This is a genomic window from Aestuarium zhoushanense, assembly GCF_056431045.1.
In genome coordinates this window covers 179,964-196,547 of record NZ_JBWKMA010000004.1, presented here as the reverse complement: position 1 = coordinate 196,547, position 16,584 = coordinate 179,964, and the positions used below count along the sequence as shown (strand labels likewise).

16 protein-coding genes are annotated in these 16,584 nt (G+C 57.3%); 6 read left to right on the top strand and 10 right to left on the bottom strand.

What is annotated here, in order from left to right; translation table 11 throughout:
• Window positions 1–102: 102 nt before the first annotated feature.
• Window positions 103–1,776 carry a cytochrome c oxidase subunit I gene (gene ctaD, locus AC07ED_RS03250; protein ID WP_105234543.1) on the bottom strand — a complete coding sequence of 558 codons (1,674 nt, stop codon included), beginning with the start codon at window positions 1,774–1,776 and terminating at the stop codon, window positions 103–105.
• Between the two features lie 355 nt (window positions 1,777–2,131).
• Here ctaD and AC07ED_RS03245 point away from each other — a divergent pair, with 355 nt between their 5' ends.
• Window positions 2,132–3,343: an aminotransferase-like domain-containing protein gene (locus AC07ED_RS03245; protein WP_211096426.1), complete on the top strand. Its 1,212-nt coding sequence runs from the start codon at window positions 2,132–2,134 to the stop codon at window positions 3,341–3,343.
• Between the two features lie 41 nt (window positions 3,344–3,384).
• Here the strand turns inward: AC07ED_RS03245 and AC07ED_RS03240 are convergent, their stop codons facing one another.
• Window positions 3,385–3,843 (bottom strand): GatB/YqeY domain-containing protein, encoded by a 459-nt coding sequence (locus AC07ED_RS03240; RefSeq protein WP_105234542.1) that lies wholly within the window; start codon window positions 3,841–3,843, stop codon window positions 3,385–3,387.
• A gap of 151 nt (window positions 3,844–3,994) precedes the next feature.
• On the opposite strand from AC07ED_RS03240, the gene carA reads away from it, so the two are divergent.
• Together carA and AC07ED_RS03230 are read left to right on the top strand one after the other, a co-directional pair.
• Complete coding sequence (gene carA / locus AC07ED_RS03235; protein WP_105234541.1) at window positions 3,995–5,155, top strand: glutamine-hydrolyzing carbamoyl-phosphate synthase small subunit; 1,161 nt, start codon at window positions 3,995–3,997, stop codon at window positions 5,153–5,155.
• 96 nt (window positions 5,156–5,251) lie between these two features.
• Window positions 5,252–7,069 (top strand): glycosyltransferase, encoded by a 1,818-nt coding sequence (locus AC07ED_RS03230; protein ID WP_105234540.1) that lies wholly within the window; start codon window positions 5,252–5,254, stop codon window positions 7,067–7,069.
• Here the strand turns inward: AC07ED_RS03230 and AC07ED_RS03225 are convergent.
• Entirely contained in the window at window positions 7,066–7,716 is a 651-nt protein-coding gene (locus AC07ED_RS03225) for a GntR family transcriptional regulator (RefSeq protein WP_067550996.1), read from the bottom strand. The genes AC07ED_RS03230 and AC07ED_RS03225 overlap by 4 nt on opposite strands.
• A 103-nt stretch (window positions 7,717–7,819) precedes the next feature.
• Here AC07ED_RS03225 and AC07ED_RS03220 point away from each other — a divergent pair, with 103 nt between their 5' ends.
• Both AC07ED_RS03220 and AC07ED_RS03215 read left to right on the top strand, forming a co-directional pair.
• Window positions 7,820–8,464 carry a pyrimidine 5'-nucleotidase gene (locus tag AC07ED_RS03220; RefSeq protein ID WP_105236299.1) on the top strand — a complete coding sequence of 215 codons (645 nt, stop codon included), beginning with the start codon at window positions 7,820–7,822 and terminating at the stop codon, window positions 8,462–8,464.
• Between the two features lie 30 nt (window positions 8,465–8,494).
• Window positions 8,495–9,706 (top strand): UbiH/UbiF family hydroxylase, encoded by a 1,212-nt coding sequence (locus tag AC07ED_RS03215; RefSeq protein ID WP_245918118.1) that lies wholly within the window; start codon window positions 8,495–8,497, stop codon window positions 9,704–9,706.
• 1 nt (window position 9,707) lies between these two features.
• Here AC07ED_RS03215 and AC07ED_RS03210 read toward each other — a convergent pair whose 3' ends face one another.
• The 3 genes from AC07ED_RS03210 to AC07ED_RS03200 form a co-directional block, all read right to left on the bottom strand.
• The gene (locus tag AC07ED_RS03210; protein WP_245918117.1) at window positions 9,708–10,250 is read right to left on the bottom strand and encodes a hypothetical protein; all 543 of its coding nucleotides are present in this window, start codon (window positions 10,248–10,250) and stop codon (window positions 9,708–9,710) included.
• Between the two features lie 64 nt (window positions 10,251–10,314).
• Window positions 10,315–10,770, bottom strand: coding sequence for an Lrp/AsnC family transcriptional regulator (locus AC07ED_RS03205; RefSeq protein WP_105234538.1), 456 nt, complete (start codon window positions 10,768–10,770; stop codon window positions 10,315–10,317).
• Window positions 10,767–11,222: an Lrp/AsnC family transcriptional regulator gene (locus tag AC07ED_RS03200; protein WP_067551005.1), complete on the bottom strand. Its 456-nt coding sequence runs from the start codon at window positions 11,220–11,222 to the stop codon at window positions 10,767–10,769. The genes AC07ED_RS03205 and AC07ED_RS03200 overlap by 4 nt, the downstream gene beginning before the upstream one ends.
• Before the next feature lie 138 nt (window positions 11,223–11,360).
• Here AC07ED_RS03200 and ilvC point away from each other — a divergent pair, with 138 nt between their 5' ends.
• Complete coding sequence (gene ilvC, locus AC07ED_RS03195) at window positions 11,361–12,383, top strand: ketol-acid reductoisomerase (protein ID WP_067551008.1); 1,023 nt, start codon at window positions 11,361–11,363, stop codon at window positions 12,381–12,383.
• Window positions 12,384–12,469: 86 nt separating this feature from the next.
• Here ilvC and glmM read toward each other — a convergent pair whose 3' ends face one another.
• The 4 genes from glmM to AC07ED_RS03175 form a co-directional block, all read right to left on the bottom strand.
• Window positions 12,470–13,813, bottom strand: a complete 1,344-nt coding sequence (gene glmM / locus AC07ED_RS03190; protein ID WP_105234537.1) for a phosphoglucosamine mutase — start codon at window positions 13,811–13,813, stop codon at window positions 12,470–12,472.
• Window positions 13,813–14,817, bottom strand: a complete 1,005-nt coding sequence (gene folP, locus AC07ED_RS03185) for a dihydropteroate synthase (RefSeq protein WP_105234536.1) — start codon at window positions 14,815–14,817, stop codon at window positions 13,813–13,815. The genes glmM and folP overlap by 1 nt, the downstream gene beginning before the upstream one ends.
• Window positions 14,814–15,734 carry a dihydroneopterin aldolase gene (locus AC07ED_RS03180; protein ID WP_105234535.1) on the bottom strand — a complete coding sequence of 307 codons (921 nt, stop codon included), beginning with the start codon at window positions 15,732–15,734 and terminating at the stop codon, window positions 14,814–14,816. The genes folP and AC07ED_RS03180 overlap by 4 nt, the downstream gene beginning before the upstream one ends.
• A gap of 91 nt (window positions 15,735–15,825) precedes the next feature.
• The gene (locus AC07ED_RS03175; protein WP_245918116.1) at window positions 15,826–16,503 is read right to left on the bottom strand and encodes a cell wall hydrolase; all 678 of its coding nucleotides are present in this window, start codon (window positions 16,501–16,503) and stop codon (window positions 15,826–15,828) included.
• Window positions 16,504–16,584: the final 81 nt, after the last annotated feature.

The following is a 16,584-nucleotide window of genomic DNA, read 5'->3' as shown; positions in this document are numbered from 1 at the left end:
TCTGCGCGTAACTATAGGTGGGCAGAGACATGGGTAAAGGGGACGCCCTGTCGCGGTCCCACAAATGAAAACCCCGGCGCTAAGGCCGGGGTTTTGCGTATCTTAGTGGGCGTGCTGTTTGTCCCAGTCTTCCTGCTTCGGCAGCTGCTCGAAGGTGTGCTCCGGCGGCGGCGATGGCAGGGTCCATTCCAGCGTGTCAGCGAATTCGCCCCACGGGTTCGGACGGGTCTCACGACGACCTGCGAACAGGGTGTACGCAAGAACGACGATGAAGAAACAGAACGATGCGAAGGCGATGAATGCACCGATCGACGATACGTAGTTCCACTGAGCGAATGCTTCTGGGTACTCGATGTAACGACGCGGCATACCCTGACGGCCCAAGAAGTGCTGAGGGAAGAAGGTCAGGTTTGCACCGATGAACATCATCCAGAAGTGCAGCTTTGCAGCCCATTCCGGTGCAGCGCGGCCCGAGAATTTCGGCAGGTAGAAGTAGATACCTGCGAAGATCGCGAACACAGCACCCAGCGACATCACGTAGTGGAAGTGAGCAACCACGTAGTAAGTGTCATGGTAGGCGCGGTCGACTGCTGCCTGCGACAGAACGATGCCGGTCACGCCGCCAACGGTGAAGAGGAACAAGAAGCCGAACGCCCAGAGCATCGGCGATTTGAACTCTACCGAACCGCCCCACATGGTCGCGATCCATGAGAAGATCTTAACACCAGTCGGAACAGCGATAACCATCGTTGCGAGCATGAAGTAGGACTGCTGGCTCAGCGACATACCAACGGTGTACATGTGGTGTGCCCAAACAACGAAGCCTAGAACACCGATTGCAACCATTGCGTAGACCATCGGGAGGTAGCCGAAGATCGGCTTTTTCGAGAAGGTCGAGATGATGTGGCTGATGATACCAAAGCCCGGGATGATGATGATGTACACTTCCGGGTGGCCAAAGAACCACAGGATGTGCTGATACAGGATCGGGTCACCACCGCCAGCAGGCTGGAAGAACGAGGTACCAAAGTTACGGTCCATCAGGAGCATGGTGATTGCGCCAGCCAGAACAGGCAGCGACAGAAGGATCAGCCATGCAGTCACGAAGACCGACCATGCGAACAGCGGCACTTTGTGCAGGGTCATGCCCGGCGCGCGCATGTTGAGGAAGGTCGTGATGATGTTGATCGCACCAAGGATCGACGAAGCACCAGAGACGTGAACCGCAAAGATCGCGAGGTCCATGGAATAGCCACCTTCGGAAGTCGACAGTGGCGGGTAGAGAACCCAGCCAACGCCCGAACCGAGCTGACCGTTACCACCCGGCGACAGCATGGACGCAACACCCAGCGCAACACCAGCGACATACATCCAGAACGACAGGTTGTTCATACGTGGGAACGACATGTCCGGAGCGCCGATTTGCAGCGGCATCAGGTAGTTACCGAAGCCACCGAACAGAGCCGGAATAACCACGAAGAACATCATCAAAACACCGTGATAGGTGATCATAACGTTCCAGAGGTGACCGTTCGGAGTACAGGGCGCCGAAGCGTCCGCGATGAAACGCGCACCTTCAAGGCACATGTACTGAACGCCCGGATGCATCAACTCGAGACGCATGTAGACGGTAAAGGCGACCGAGATGAAACCTACGATACCCGATACGAACAGGTACATGATCCCGATGTCTTTGTGGTTGGTGGACATGAACCAACGGGTAAAGAAGCCCCGTTCGTCGTGATGTTCATGGCCATGGATGGCTGCATCTGCCATGTGGCTCTCCCCTTTTGGTCAAATCATGAGCGGACCGAGTCACAGACTCCGCCCGAGCTTTGGGGAGGTTCTAGTGCCTCAACGCGCTTTCGGCAATATTCGAAAGGTCTGATACGTTGAGATATTATGGCGCACCCCAACCGCAGGGGAGGTAGCGTCAAGGCGCGCCGTGAGTTCACGATGCCATTCGCACCCCCTGAATACTTTGATGCATGTCAAATTTTACATGTCCAAAAAGAAATTTTTCACGAAACACCATAAAATTTGGCGCTAACGGGACTGTTAGGTCAGCCCTATTGACTTAATGACAGGCCAGATCAATTCTCACCCATCACAGACCCCACGGGAGGGAATCATGGACTGGGAACAGGTTTTCGCAACGCGCCAATCACGAATGAAGGCGTCTGAAATCCGCGAATTGCTCAAACTTTTGGACCAGCCTGACATTATTTCTTTCGCGGGCGGCATTCCTGACCCCGCACTTTTCCCCAAAGAAGCCTTTGCGGACGCGTTTGCGGACCTGTTCAGTGGCCTTCAGGCTGAACAAGCCCTGCAATACTCCGTCTCCGAAGGCTACCTGCCGCTTCGCGATTGGATCGCGAGCCAGATGCGCGACATTGGGATCGACTGCACCACTGAAAACATCCTGATCACATCGGGATCGCAGCAAGCCTTGGACTACTTGGGCAAACTGTTCCTATCCCCGGGCGATACAGCCTTGGTGGGTTGGCCAACTTACATGGGCGCACTGGGGGCGTTTAACGCTTACGAACCCTCGTACGACCGCCTTGATCCAGCATCAAACCGCTCTGCCGCCGATTACCGAGCCTCTGCCGAAGAGGCGGGTGGCGAGGTGAAATTCGCCTATACCAGCTCTGACTTTGCGAACCCAACGGGTATCACATTGGATGAACGCGCACGGAATGCGCTGCTGGATCTTGCTGAAACGCTCGATATCCCCGTGATCGAAGACGCTGCATATCAAGGTCTGCGGTATGATGGCGAGGCGGTCCCGCCGATCCTCGCGCTCGACATTCAGCGGTCGGGCGGCATTGAAAACACGCGTTCTATATATTGTGGCAGTTTCTCCAAAACGCTCGCCCCTGGTCTGCGCGTTGGTTGGGCTGTTGCCGCGAAACCTGTGATTCAGCGTCTCGTTCTGATCAAACAGGCAGCAGACCTGCATTCCTCTACCCTGAACCAAATCGCCATTCATCGCGTCGCCAAAGATGGGTTTGCCGATCAGGTCGCCAAACTGCGCGAAGTCTATTCGAGCCGTCGTGACAACATGCTCAGCGCGCTGGAACGCGAAATGCCCGAGGGTGTGACTTGGACCCGCCCCGAAGGCGGCATGTTTGTCTGGATCACCCTGCCCGCGCATATCGACGGCGCAACGCTTCTCGCGCAATCGCTTGGAACGGAAAGGGTCGCATTTGTGCCCGGCCGGGCCTTTTTCGCGGATGGGTCGAACGGAAATACGATCCGCCTGTCGTTCTCCTGCGCCCGCCCGCCAGAAATCAACGAAGGCATCGCCCGCTTGGGTCGTTTGATCCGATCTGTCGCGTAAGACAGCAGAAACAAAAAGGGGGGCCAGCGTCCCCCAATTGTTTATCCCAGTTTTGCTTTTACCATCGGGCCAACAGCGCCAAAGTCCATTTGGCCGGTGTATTTGGCCTTTAGGGCCCCCATCACCTTGCCCATGTCGCGGATCGATTCCGCGCCAACTTCGGCCATTGCAGCTGTGATCGCCGCCTCAACCTCAGCGTCACCCAACTGACGCGGCAGGAAATCTTCGATCACGCTGATCTCGCCGCGTTCCTTTTCAGCCAGTTCCAGACGACCGCCCTCTTCGTATTGGCGGGCACTTTCCTGACGTTGCTTTACCATTTTACCAAGGATCGCGAGAACCTCATCATCACCGATGACTGACTCTTCACCATCCCCACGAGCAGCAATTTCGCGGTCCTTGATCGCAGCACTGATCAAACGAAGTGTCGAAAGCCGTCCCGCGTCTTTCGCCTTCATCGCCTCTTTGAGTGCTGCGTTAATCCGTTCACGCATGTCCATCCCGTTCCCCTTGCGAGCGATAACATCCGCGCAGCTTTACCTGTCCTATCCGTTCGTGACAACCTCATCTGAGGCTTGGAACGTTACGGCCTTGACCCTATGGTGGCTCATGCCTAGTAACGCAGCAATTTGACCATAAGGAGTCGCTGCCATGCCGAACGGAACCGCCCAAAAACCGACCGCCTGCCTCGCGCTAGCTGATGGCACTCTGTTTTATGGTAAGGGGTTCGGCGCGACGGGCCAGACCACCGCAGAGCTTTGCTTTAACACAGCGATGACGGGATATCAGGAAATCATGACCGATCCGTCCTACGCTGGACAGATCGTCACCTTTACCTTCCCACACATCGGCAACACTGGCGTCAACGAAGAAGACGACGAAACAGCCGATCCCGTTTCGGCTGGCATGGTTGTCAAATGGGACCCGACCGAGCCGTCGAACTGGCGTGCGACCGAAGAGTTGACCGCTTGGCTCACCAAGAAAGGTCGCATCGGTATCGGCGGCATCGATACCCGTCGCCTGACCCGCGCTATCCGTCAGCAAGGTGCACCGCACGTGGCGCTCGCCCACGATCCCGAAGGTAACTTCGACGCGGAAGCGCTCGTCGCTGCGGCACGTGGGTTCAAAGGTCTAGTCGGTCTCGACCTCGCCAAAGATGTGACCTGCGCACAATCCTACAAATGGAACGAAATGCGTTGGGCGTGGCCAGATGGCTATCAGCCGAACACCGCACCGAAACACAAGGTCGTTGCCGTTGACTATGGCGCAAAGCGTAACATCCTGCGCTGCCTTGCTTCCGCGGGCTGCGACGTGATCGTTCTGCCTGCAACAGCAACCGCCGAAGACGTCCTGTCGCACAATCCTGATGGCGTGTTCCTCTCGAACGGGCCTGGTGACCCAGCGGCGACCGGCGAGTACGCTGTTCCGATGATCAAACAGGTTCTGGATACCACCGATCTACCCGTCTTTGGTATCTGCCTCGGGCACCAAATGCTGGCGCTCGCGCTCGGCGCAAAGACTGTGAAAATGAACCACGGCCATCACGGTGCAAACCACCCTGTCAAAGACAAAGACACGGGCAAGGTCGAAATCACGTCGATGAACCACGGTTTTACTGTGGACAGCCAGACGCTCCCCGAAGGTGTTGTTGAAACCCACATCTCGCTGTTTGACGGATCGAACTGCGGTATCCGCATGGCTGATCGTCCAGTGTTCTCGGTTCAGCACCACCCTGAAGCATCGCCGGGCCCGCAGGACAGCTTCTACCTGTTCGAGCGTTTCGCCGACGCCATGGAAGCGCGCAAAGCGTAATCGCGTTAACGCGGCCTTAAGTCGAAATAGAGTGAACTCCCGCCTGAAAAGTCGGGAGTTTTCTTTTTGCAGCACACGCGCAGTTTCAGGACGGTTGTGGTAGAACCGTTTGCACCGTCTCTGAGCCCTTTGGGCAAAGAGGTGATCCGCCGTGGGTTCGCCTCTGCCCAGCGCGTGGCGGTCGCGGAACAGGACGCGAGCAGACAGGGCTGTCGATTGGCGGATACCTTGCGCCTGCGACTGTCAATCAGTGCGGCCAAAATGGCAGAGGTCGAGGCCGCCGTCGCAGGTGTCGGCGTGGTTGATCCTTGCAAACACAAACCCGACGCGCGGCTTCTGCATCAAATCGGCGCGACCTACTGTATCGAAAATGCTATTCTTCCGTGGCGGTCTATGGCGGGCGAGGTCATTATCCTAACCGCCCGCCCCGAAGATTTTGCCCGCCACCGCGAAAAGCTAACCTCGCAATTCGGAGCAATTCGGTGGGCTGTAACGACCGAAGCTGTGCTTCACGCCGCCATTCGTTCCTGCGCGAATGACACCCTCGCCCGTCTTGCCGAAGAAAAAGTGGCGAGCGGGGAAAGCTGCCGCGGCTGGAATGCTCGTCAGGCGGCGAATATTACGTTGGGTTTTATCGCGTTCGCCATTGCCAGCCTCTTTGCGTGGTTTGGTCCGACCGCGATTGCGCTCTTTGGCATCATGTTGTTTTGGACCGCCGCCAATACCGCGCTTAAGGCTGCCGCAGTTGTCATGCAATTCCGACCGACAGCAAAGCCAGCGCCTCCTATCACGCCCCACCGCCTACCGATCGTGACGATCATGGTGCCGCTCTACCACGAAAGCGAAATCGCTGTGCGGTTGGTGGATCGACTGTCGGCCTTGGACTATCCACACGATCTGCTTGACGTGTGTCTCTTGCTCGAAGCTGACGATCAGATGACACGGCAGGCCTTGCTGGCGACCACGCTCCCCCGTTTTATGCGGGCTATCGTTGTGCCCCAAGGGACCGTAAAAACGAAACCGCGCGCTCTGAACTACGGACTAACCTTTGCCAGAGGGTCCATCATTGGCGTTTACGATGCCGAAGACGCCCCCGACCCGCAGCAAATCCGCGCAATTGTCGCCCGCTTTGCCGCTGTCGGACCCAAGGTCGTCTGCCTTCAAGGGATGCTCGATTTCTACAACGCCAAAACCAATTGGCTGTCGCGTTGCTTCGCGCTGGAATACGCCACTTGGTTTCGCGTCATCCTCCCTGGGCTAGAACGCCTCGGCTTTCTGATCCCCCTTGGCGGCACTACCCTCTTTTTCCGACGATCCGTTTTAGAAAAGCTTGGCGGTTGGGATGCGCATAATGTGACAGAGGACGCGGATTTGGGCGTGCGGCTTGCTCGACATGGCTATCGCACTGAAATCGTTCGAACTGTCACAGGTGAAGAGGCCAACAGTCACGTCTGGCCGTGGATCAAACAGCGGTCACGATGGCTTAAAGGCTATGCGATCACCTACGGTGTTCACATGCGAAACCCGCAACAATTGCTCCGCGATCTTGGCTGGCGGAAATTCTTAGGGTTTCAGGTACAATTCCTCGGTACACTGACCCAATTCGTAACCGCGCCGCTAATGTGGAGTTTTTGGGCCATCCCGCTCGGCCTTTGGCATCCAGTCAGAGACGTTCTACCACCGTCAGGCTTGATCACGCTGTCGGTTCTATTCGCGACCTCCGAAGCCGTCCACCTCACCGCTGCTATCCTCGGGGCTAGGGCATCGGGACGGCTGTGGCTTTTACCATGGGTGCCCACACTGCACCTCTATTTCCCGCTCGCCAGCCTCGCAGCCTACAAGGGGTTAGGCGAACTCCTGCACCGCCCGTTTTACTGGGACAAGACGGCGCATGGAAAATTCGGTGGAGCTTAGCTGTTTTCGACCTTCGCCGCGTCTAGCTTCAATCGCGTGACGAAAGCCTTTGAAATGTGTTCGCGCAGCGCTTTATCCGCCGCATCTCCATCCCCCGCCGCAATCGCCTCAACAATCGCATCATGTTCAGCAAGCGCATCATCACCGCGCCCCTCCGCCGCCAATGATGTCGTCGCCAGCAAAGCCATCGACCGATGCACAAGGTCGAGTTGTTGAACCAAGAACCGATTGTGTGAAGCAAGGTGGATCTGTTTGTGGAACCGCTTGTTCGCGCGGCTCAGCGCCGACGGATCCCCCAGCAACTTGCGGTCTGCCTGAACCATGTCTTTCAACACGCGAATTTCTTCGGGCGTGGCGTGCCGCGCAGCAAGTCGTGCTGCCAGCCCTTCGAGTTCACCACGCACCACGTACAGCTCGGCCATTTGCGTATGATCCAAGGACGCCACAATCAGCGACCGACCATCGCGGGTCAGCAGGCTCTGCGTCTCAAGACGCTGGAGCGCTTCACGGATCGGGGTCCGCGACACACCGAACCGATCTGCAAGGTCACTTTCCACCAACCGGTCACCCGGCTTGTAAATGTGGCTGTCGATTGCCTCGAGGATCAGTTGATAGGCGTCTTTTTGGGCGTGTTTAGGGTCTTGCATGGCCACTTTCGTCATATTGAGTGTTAGAGCCTAGTCATCATTTCGCCCCGCAATCAAGCCAAAGCCGTTGCAGGCGTCAATGCGTCGCTTTACCTGTGTCGTCATGGTTGCTGCATCTTTCAAACATGTCCGCGCGTGGGTCTTTGATTTGGACAACACGCTGTACCCGCCCTCGGCTCGGCTTTTTGACCAGATCGAAGTCAAAATGACCGACTATGTGGCAAAGGCGTTGAACGTTTCGACAAAGGTCGCCGACCACCTGCGCGACACCTATTGGAAGCGATACGGCACCACGCTAGCGGGATTGATGGCCGAACATTCGATTGACCCAGATCCTTACCTCGATGCGGTCCATGACATAGATTTTTCAGTGCTTTCGCCTGATCCAGCCCTCGCGGCTCGGATAGACGCGCTCCCTGGACGCAAGGTCGTCTACACCAACGGCGCCCGCCCCTATGCACTGAAGGTGTTAGAGGCACGTGGGCTAGCGGGGTTGTTTGATGCTGTTTACGGCGTTGAACACGCGGGCTATCGCCCCAAACCTGAACAAGCCGCTTTCGAGGCGATCTTTGCGCTCGACAATCTAGCGCCCGAATTCGGCGCGATGTTCGAGGACGATGTTCGCAACCTCGCGGTGCCTCATGCATTGGGTATGCGCACCGTTCACGTAGGCCCTGATCCCTTGCCCGCCCCGCATATTCACCACCACACCGATGATCTCGCGGCTTTTCTGTCGCAGGTGATCTAACAGACCTTTTCCCTGCCCTTAGACAGGCCTATGTCTAGCCGTATGGAACGGATTTCTGCGGATATTGTGATCGCAGGTGGCGGCGTTGCCGGCCTGTCTTGTGCGGCGGCCTTTGGGGCGGCTGGGTTTTCGGTTGTTTGCGTGGATCCCGCCCCGCCCGTGACGGATAATACCAGCGCAGACTCTGACCACCGCACGACAGCGTTTTTCCAAGGGTCGCGAAATTTCCTCGCCGATGCGGGGATTTGGGACAAGCTCGACGCCCACGCGGCACCCCTTCAGGTGATGCGGATCGTTGATGCAGGTGGCGTTGATCCCGAGCCACGCGTCATCAAAGATTTCAACGCCTCAGACATTTCTGACCTGCCGTTTGGCTGGAACCTACCGAACTGGCTCCTTCGCCGTGAAATGGTGGCCCGTTTGGCTGAATTGGATACGGTCGATTTCCGCGCTGGCGTCGGGTTCAAATCCATGACCACCCGCGAAGCCGAAGCCCTCGTCATGCTGACCGATGGCACCCAAGTGCGGTGCAAGTTGGTGATCGGAGCGGATGGTCGCAACTCTGCCGTTCGTCAGGCCGCTGGCATAGATGCCAAGACCACGCGGTACGGACAAAAGGCCGTGGTCTTTGCCGTGACCCACGAAGCCCCGCACTACAACGTATCAACCGAAGTCCACCGCTCGGGCGGTCCCTTCACGCTGGTCCCATTGCCTGATCAAGACGGCAAACCCTGCTCTGCAGTGGTCTGGATGGAAAACGGAGCTGAGGTGTTGCGTTTGCGCGACCTCCCCGAAGATGAATTTAACAAGGCGGCAACCGAACGGTCCGCGGGCATCTACGGCCCCTTGCAAGTCGTCGGCAAACGTCAGGCGTGGCCGATCATCAGCCAAATTGCCGACCGCATGACCGCGCAGCGTTGTGCCTTGGTCGCGGAAGCGGCGCACGTTGTGCCGCCGATTGGGGCACAGGGGCTGAACATGAGCCTCGGCGATATGATCTGCCTTCTCGACCTCGCCAAAGAACGGCCCGAGGGCTTGGGTGATGCGCAGATGTTGGCAACCTACGAACGCCGCCGTCACAGCGAAGTCGTTCTGCGCGTCAAAGGCGTCGATGCCCTGAACCGCGCGTCAATCGCAGGTGCCCAGAGCATCCGCGACCTGCGTGCCAAAGGCATTGAAGCGCTCTATTCCGTGGCACCCGTGCGAAAGGCCCTGATGGAAATGGGCCTCGGCGCACGCTGATTTAGTGATTGCGCTGCATCATCATTTCATGAACGGCCATCATGCCGCGTTCTGCCATGGCAGACACTTCGGCCGCGTGGACATGCATCGCTTCGACCAATTCGAGATCGTCTGAGGTTTGAATCACAACGACACCTTCATCCGTTACATCAATCGTCGTCTCAATCTGGTCACCGCGTTCGAAAAAGATGTCCAAGGTTGGGCTTTGGATGAAGATCTCAGGGCTATCCTTCGCCTCAACCCGCCCGATCATGCCGACGACGTGACTGGTCAACGCATCCATCACCGCAGGATCAGAGCTGGAGGTGACAGAGCGAATACCGTTCGGGAGGTTCTCAACCGTGCGCGAGAGGGTCGAGAAATTGTTGAACATCACCGCCAATTCAGCGCTTTCGTGCGGCTGCGCGTTTGTCCCCTGCAATCCGGGCATATTGGTCATGTCGTGCATGGGCATACCGTTGCTATCAACTGGGTGACCATGCATCGATTGCGCGACTACTGGGCCTGCAACAGTGATCATCAGTGCAAAAATAGCGTATTTCATCGGCATCTCCCTCTGTTGAGGAGGTGTTAACCGATTTTACCCAGCAAAGCGCATAACAACTTTGTCACAGGGGGCCGGGGCGGCGCTCCTCAGTCAAAAGCACGTTCGCCTCAACGTTGCCCACACCGGGGAGGGTCATGATCCGTCGACGCAAAACGCGTTCAAAGTCAGCAAGGTCGGTCGCAACGACACGCAAGCGGTAGTCATAGAGCCCCAATACGTGCTCCACCGTTTGTACTTCGCGGATGGCGGACACGGCGCGTTCGAAGTCCTCTAGGCTCACCCGACCTTTGGCGACCAGTTTGACGCCCAGAAAAACAGTCACCCCGAAACCGAGCTTTTCACGGTCGAGCACCAATCGACGACCCGCGATGGCCCCCGCCTCTTCCAACCGTTTAATCCGCCTCCATGTTGCAGGCTGCGACAGATCGAACCTACGTCCCAACTGGCTCGCCGATTGGGTCGCGTCCTGCTGTAGCGCCCGTAGGATTTTGCGGTCGATGTCATCCAGCTCGATCATAGCGGGAGAGCCTCCTCCCGTTTGACAGTCGCCACGGTGAGCAATGACTCAATTTCAGCAATGTGAGGCAGTTCGAGAACGCGATCCCGATAGATGGACTGCCAATGCGCAAGGTCCCGCGCCACGATATGCAATCGCACATCCACACGCCCGAGGAAGGTTTGGATTTCGATCACTTCGGGCACCTGACGTGCGGCCTCAAGGAAATCGTCAAATGCGCGACCTTGGGTCTTATCCAGCGTGCAGCGCAGCGAAACCGCTACATCGAACCCTAGCGCGCGCCAGTCGATCACGGCCTCTTGCCCCTTGAGGACGCCCAATTCGCGCAGTTTATCCAACCGGCGTGTCGCGCGGCCAGTCGTCAGCCCGCAGGCCTCTGCCAGATCGGGCAAAGGCATCGTAGGATCGGATTGAAGTAGCCGAAGAATACGGCGATCAAGATCATCAAGCATGAAATTTACATTATCAGACCGCCTAACGAATAACTATTGCGAAAATTATGCAAATTTCATTGCAACAGCTATCGCGTTTTCCGCAAACCAAACCTATTCTTCGCCCCAATCGAAACCCGATACACAAGGAGCGCCAAAATGCGCGTTTATTACGATCGCGATTGCGATGTGAACCTGATCAAAGAAGCTAAAGTTGCTATCCTCGGCTACGGCTCCCAAGGCCACGCACACGCACTGAACCTGCGTGACTCTGGCGCGAAAAACGTTGTTGTTGCTCTGCGTCCGGGTTCGGCATCGGCTAAAAAAGCCGAAGGCGAAGGCCTCAAAGTGATGGACATCGCTGAAGCTGCAGCATGGTGCGACGTCATTATGTTCACCATGCCCGACGAACATCAGGCAGAGACCTACAAGAAATACGTTCACGACAACCTTCGTGAAGGCGCAGCGATCGCATTCGCTCACGGCCTGAACGTACACTTTGGCCTGATCGAGCCGAAAGCTGGCGTTGACGTAATCATGATGGCGCCGAAAGGCCCAGGTCACACCGTTCGCGGCGAATACCTCAAAGGCGGCGGTGTTCCTTGCCTCGTAGCTGTTCACCAGAACGCAACTGGCAAAGCTCTCGAAATCGGTCTGTCCTACTGCTCCGCTATCGGCGGCGGTCGTTCGGGCATCATCGAAACCAACTTCCGTGAAGAGTGCGAAACCGACCTCTTCGGCGAACAGGCCGTTCTCTGCGGTGGTCTCGTTGAACTGATCCGTTGTGGCTTTGAAACCCTCGTTGAGGCTGGCTACGCACCGGAAATGGCCTATTTCGAGTGCCTGCACGAAGTGAAACTGATCGTCGACCTGATCTATGAAGGCGGCATCGCTAACATGGACTACTCGATCTCGAACACTGCAGAATACGGCCAGTACGTCACCGGCCCGCGCATCCTTCCGTACGAGCAGACCAAAGCTGCGATGAAAGAAGTTCTGGCAGACATTCAGCAGGGCAAATTCGTTCGCGACTTCATGCTGGAAAACGCTGTTGGTCAGCCGACCCTCAAAGCGTCGCGTCGTGCAAACGACGAGCACCTGATCGAAGCAACTGGTGCTAAACTTCGCGAAATGATGCCTTGGATCTCCAAAGGCAAAATGGTCGACAAAGCGAAAAACTAATTTGGCCGCGTGGCGGGAAAACCCGCCACCCCAAATGCAAAAGCGCCCCAAACGGGGCGCTTTTTTCATGTCTGGTGTCCTAGCGGTTAAGCCGCGGTCTGAACCTCGGCCACGATCCCATCAACGACCTGCTCTAGCAGAGCCGCATCTTCGCATTCGGCCATGACGCGCACGAGCGGTTCAGTCCCCGATTTACGGATCAACAGACGCCCTTTGCCGACCAAAAGACCCTCTGCATCAGCAATCGCCTGCTTCACGCTCTCTGCAGAGAGCGGATCACTGCCCGCCGAATACCGCACGTTCTTCAGCATCTGCGGAACCGTCTCAAACGACTTCGTCAGTTCGCTGGCTTTCTTACCTGTCGCGATCATTGCAGCAAGGAACTGCAGACCAGCCAAGAGGCCATCCCCAGTCGTCGCAAAATCCGTCATCACGATGTGGCCAGACTGTTCACCACCGAGGTTATAGCCCCCTGCCCGCATCCGTTCGACGACATAGCGGTCACCAACGTTGGTACGCTCCAGCCGCAGGCCGCGACCGTCCAGGTAACGCTCTAGGCCAAGGTTCGACATCACCGTCGCAACCAAGGCACCGCCCGACAGACGACCTTCGTCCGCCCAACGTCCCGCCATCAGCGCCATCAACTGGTCGCCGTCCGCGACATTGCCCTTTTCATCGAGGATCATGATGCGGTCCGCATCGCCATCAAGGCAGATACCAACGTCAGCGCCATGGCTCACGATTGTTTCAGCCGCAGTGCGTGGGCTGGTCGAGCCACAGTTTTCGTTGATGTTATAGCCGTTCGGCGCAACGCCAACGGGGATAACCTCTGCGCCAAGTTCCCAAAGAACTTCAGGCGCAACCTTATGCGCCGCGCCATTCGCGCAGTCGATCACGACCTTCAAACCCTTGAGGTTCTGCCCCTGAGGGAAGGTCGCCTTGACCCGTTCAGCGTAACGGAATCGACCGTCGTCTATACGCTTTGCACGACCGATATTGATCGACTGAGCGAGCTGGATATCCGCGAACACCATTGCTTCGATCTCGGCCTCAGCTTCGTCCGACAGCTTGAACCCGTCAGGGCCAAAGAATTTGATGCCGTTGTCGTGGTGCGGGTTGTGGCTCGCCGAAATCATGATGCCAACGTCGGCACGCATTGTCGTGGTCAGCATCCCAACAGCAGGTGTCGGCACGGGGCCGAGCAATAGAACGTTCATACCAGTTGAGGTCAGACCCGCCGTCAGAGCATTTTCAAACATATAGCCCGACAGTCGCGTGTCCTTACCGATCACCACACGGTGGCCGTTCGATCCGTCGTTGCGAAAATATCGCCCAGCAGCGGCCCCGATTTTCAAGGCCATCTCAGCAGTCATCGGATACTGGTTTGCGGTCCCACGCACCCCATCCGTACCAAATAATTTTCGAGTCATTAAAGTGTCCCAAACAATGCAGTCTGCAGGCTAATGGCCTGTCTGGTGTGCAAAGTATCATGGACTCGCACGATCTGCACCCCTTGGCGAATACCATCGAGCGCGACAGAGACCGATCCAGCCATCCTTTCGGCAGCATCCTGCGCACCGGTTATTTCACCAATGAAACGTTTGCGGCTCGCCCCGAGTAGGATCGGACAGCCCAAGCTGTGAAAGATCGACAAGCGCCGCAAAAGCGCAAGGTTATGCTGTTGTGTTTTGCCAAAGCCGATACCCGGATCAACGATGATCTGTGATCGCTTGATCCCGGCGGCGATGGCCACCTCAATCCGTTCCGCCAGATAGTCATAAACGTCGAGCACAACATCGTCGTAACGCGGGTCAGCCTGCATGGTTTCTGGTGTGCCCTGCGCGTGCATCAGGCAGATCGGCAAACCAGTAGCGGCTGCAACCTCGGCCATCGCTGAATCATAGGACATTGCCGACACATCATTGAGGATCTTGGCCCCCAATTCGGCGGTCTTTGCAGCGACGGCTGCCTTTCGCGTATCAATCGAAACGCAAACGCCGCCATTTGCCAGCGCTTCAACAACCTGCGCGACACGTGCGGTCTCTTCTTCGACAGGAACGACAGCCGCACCAGGGCGAGTACTTTCCCCCCCAACGTCAATAATCGTCGCACCTTCGCGGATCATGGTTTGCGCTTGGGACAGCGCGTTTTCAGGGTCGATATATCGCCCACCGTCTGAAAAACTATCTGGGGTGACGTTTAGGATACCCATGACCTGCGGCTCGGCCATCGACAGCCCCGCGATATCCCCACGGGGCGAAGCGATCGCATGCAGAATGCTCTGCGGAGCTTCGGTCACGGGGATAATCTCGGCAGCTTTGCCGCGTGACAGAACCTCAACCCGATCAAACCAGCACCAGCCCCCCGCAATTGGCAGCGCGCCTGCAGGCCGCGCAGGATCGGTCATCGGGATGGCGCGGTAATAATGGGTCATAGCAGATGCTCCGCCGTAACCTCCGCCGTTCGAACGGGGATAGAGGCCGATGGCGCATCAGCACCGATGACCAAAAGCTCTGCGGCTTGCATGTGTTCAGCGAACCACGACACCAGCGCCAAGGCCTCACGCGGGCTGGCTGAGGGGCTTTCGACTGCATCAAGGACGATTTTCGACGGGGCCCAAACGCAAATCTGCGAATGTTTCATCGCCCAATCCAATTCAGTCCGCGTCCCGACCACCATGCAACGCTTATCGCGGCCCGCCAAAACCCATGCGTTCTGCTCAATGGCCAGGAGATCAATCCGACGCTGCGCCAATGCTGCAGCAGATTGTGGAGCCGATGTATCGGCTGCACCAACGGCAATGATAAGCGGCGCCTTCTCTGCCGACAGCTCATCAATCCAACCTTTGAGACGGTCGGACATGATGGCGTCATTCGACAGGAACAGAACCCGAGGATGCGGCACCTGAACGTGGTCTTGGCCTTTGCGCGCAACCTCGCCTTTGGCACGAACGATTTCGACGCCAAGGGAGAACGGACCGCGGTCTAGCTTTTCAATGCGAACAAAGACGCGCAGGGCTTGCGGTTCACGCAAGATGCGTTCGGCCACCCGTGCGGCCAAGGTTTCCAAAAGGTTGATCCGTTCTGCACCCAATTCGACATCAATGGATTCCGTAATCGTGTCGTATGACAAAATCCGATCCACATCGTCGTCGATTTCACCGGTCTGCGGCGCGACTTCGACCACGACGTTAAAACGCACCCGCTGAAGGTGCCCGCGTTCCTGCTGAAACGCACCGATTTCGACCTCAACAACATAGTCGCTCAGGGAAATACGGTCACAGGGTTGGGTTGCGCTAGCTTCGGCTCGTTCCGAGGGATGGGCAAAAGCCATGCGGATATCGTCGGTCATTGTCGCACTTTCGGTCGTTCGAGTGTCGGCATACTAGGCCGACACCAAAGGGACAAGCGATCACGCACGCCCCTTTGGTTCCGAAACGCGACTAGTTCGACGCCGTGCGGGTCGGCTGACGATAGAAAAGATGCGAGTCAATCGCTGCCGTCTGCGGGAAACGGCGGGCCCATGTCGGGTTCACGTTACGTGTGTGATAGTGGGTTGCACCTGCGGTCAGGTCACGCGGTGCACCGTCCAGCAACAGGCGCGCGACCTTACCCACCTCTTCCCACGCACCACGTTCGTTGATCGCTTCGGCGCGACCATCGCAGGTGTAGGAAAACTGGCAGGCGTGCAAACGGCCCGTGCCTTGATTGACAACGCCACAAACCGAATTCGGGTAAGCGCTGCTATCAACGCGGTTCAAAATCACTTCGCCGACAGCGAACTGACCTTTGAGGCTTTCACCGCGGGCTTCGAAATAAAGGGCTTCGGCGAGACATTCCCACTGGGCACCGCCGGACGCGCTCGGCATAGCGTCGAGGGTCGCGGTTTCGTACAGGCCAGCTGGGACAGTCGCGATGTTCCGCACTTCGGGCGCGGGCGGGGTCGCCAGAGCAGTCATGCTCGACGACGAAATCTCTGCGATGGCTTCACGCTCTTGCCCCAGCAAAGAGGACAGGCGGCTCGCCAAAAGGTTCTGTGCGGACGCATAAGCGCTGCCCGACAAAAGAAGCGCCGCAGTCATTGCGGCGCGGATCGTCATAGTGACGAGTGACTTCTTCATCACTCTGCTCCGGTTTCACGCGGTCTGCCCCACGCTGGCCGGAGGGGACTACAAGAAACATTAGAACAGAGTCTACCCACC

What these genes read in the sequence shown, in the direction of transcription:
- ctaD (WP_105234543.1), bottom strand. Translation starts at nt 1,776, where the DNA reads ATGGCAGATGCAGCCATCCATGGCCATGAACATCACGACGAACGGGGC.
- AC07ED_RS03245 (WP_211096426.1), top strand. Translation starts at nt 2,132, where the DNA reads ATGGACTGGGAACAGGTTTTCGCAACGCGCCAATCACGAATGAAGGCG.
- AC07ED_RS03240 (WP_105234542.1), bottom strand. Translation starts at nt 3,843, where the DNA reads ATGGACATGCGTGAACGGATTAACGCAGCACTCAAAGAGGCGATGAAG.
- carA (WP_105234541.1), top strand. Translation starts at nt 3,995, where the DNA reads ATGCCGAACGGAACCGCCCAAAAACCGACCGCCTGCCTCGCGCTAGCT.
- AC07ED_RS03225 (WP_067550996.1), bottom strand. Translation starts at nt 7,716, where the DNA reads ATGCAAGACCCTAAACACGCCCAAAAAGACGCCTATCAACTGATCCTC.
- AC07ED_RS03220 (WP_105236299.1), top strand. Translation starts at nt 7,820, where the DNA reads ATGGTTGCTGCATCTTTCAAACATGTCCGCGCGTGGGTCTTTGATTTG.
- AC07ED_RS03215 (WP_245918118.1), top strand. Translation starts at nt 8,495, where the DNA reads ATGTCTAGCCGTATGGAACGGATTTCTGCGGATATTGTGATCGCAGGT.
- AC07ED_RS03210 (WP_245918117.1), bottom strand. Translation starts at nt 10,250, where the DNA reads ATGAAATACGCTATTTTTGCACTGATGATCACTGTTGCAGGCCCAGTA.
- AC07ED_RS03205 (WP_105234538.1), bottom strand. Translation starts at nt 10,770, where the DNA reads ATGATCGAGCTGGATGACATCGACCGCAAAATCCTACGGGCGCTACAG.
- AC07ED_RS03200 (WP_067551005.1), bottom strand. Translation starts at nt 11,222, where the DNA reads ATGCTTGATGATCTTGATCGCCGTATTCTTCGGCTACTTCAATCCGAT.
- ilvC (WP_067551008.1), top strand. Translation starts at nt 11,361, where the DNA reads ATGCGCGTTTATTACGATCGCGATTGCGATGTGAACCTGATCAAAGAA.
- glmM (WP_105234537.1), bottom strand. Translation starts at nt 13,813, where the DNA reads ATGACTCGAAAATTATTTGGTACGGATGGGGTGCGTGGGACCGCAAAC.
- folP (WP_105234536.1), bottom strand. Translation starts at nt 14,817, where the DNA reads ATGACCCATTATTACCGCGCCATCCCGATGACCGATCCTGCGCGGCCT.
- AC07ED_RS03180 (WP_105234535.1), bottom strand. Translation starts at nt 15,734, where the DNA reads ATGACCGACGATATCCGCATGGCTTTTGCCCATCCCTCGGAACGAGCC.
- AC07ED_RS03175 (WP_245918116.1), bottom strand. Translation starts at nt 16,503, where the DNA reads ATGAAGAAGTCACTCGTCACTATGACGATCCGCGCCGCAATGACTGCG.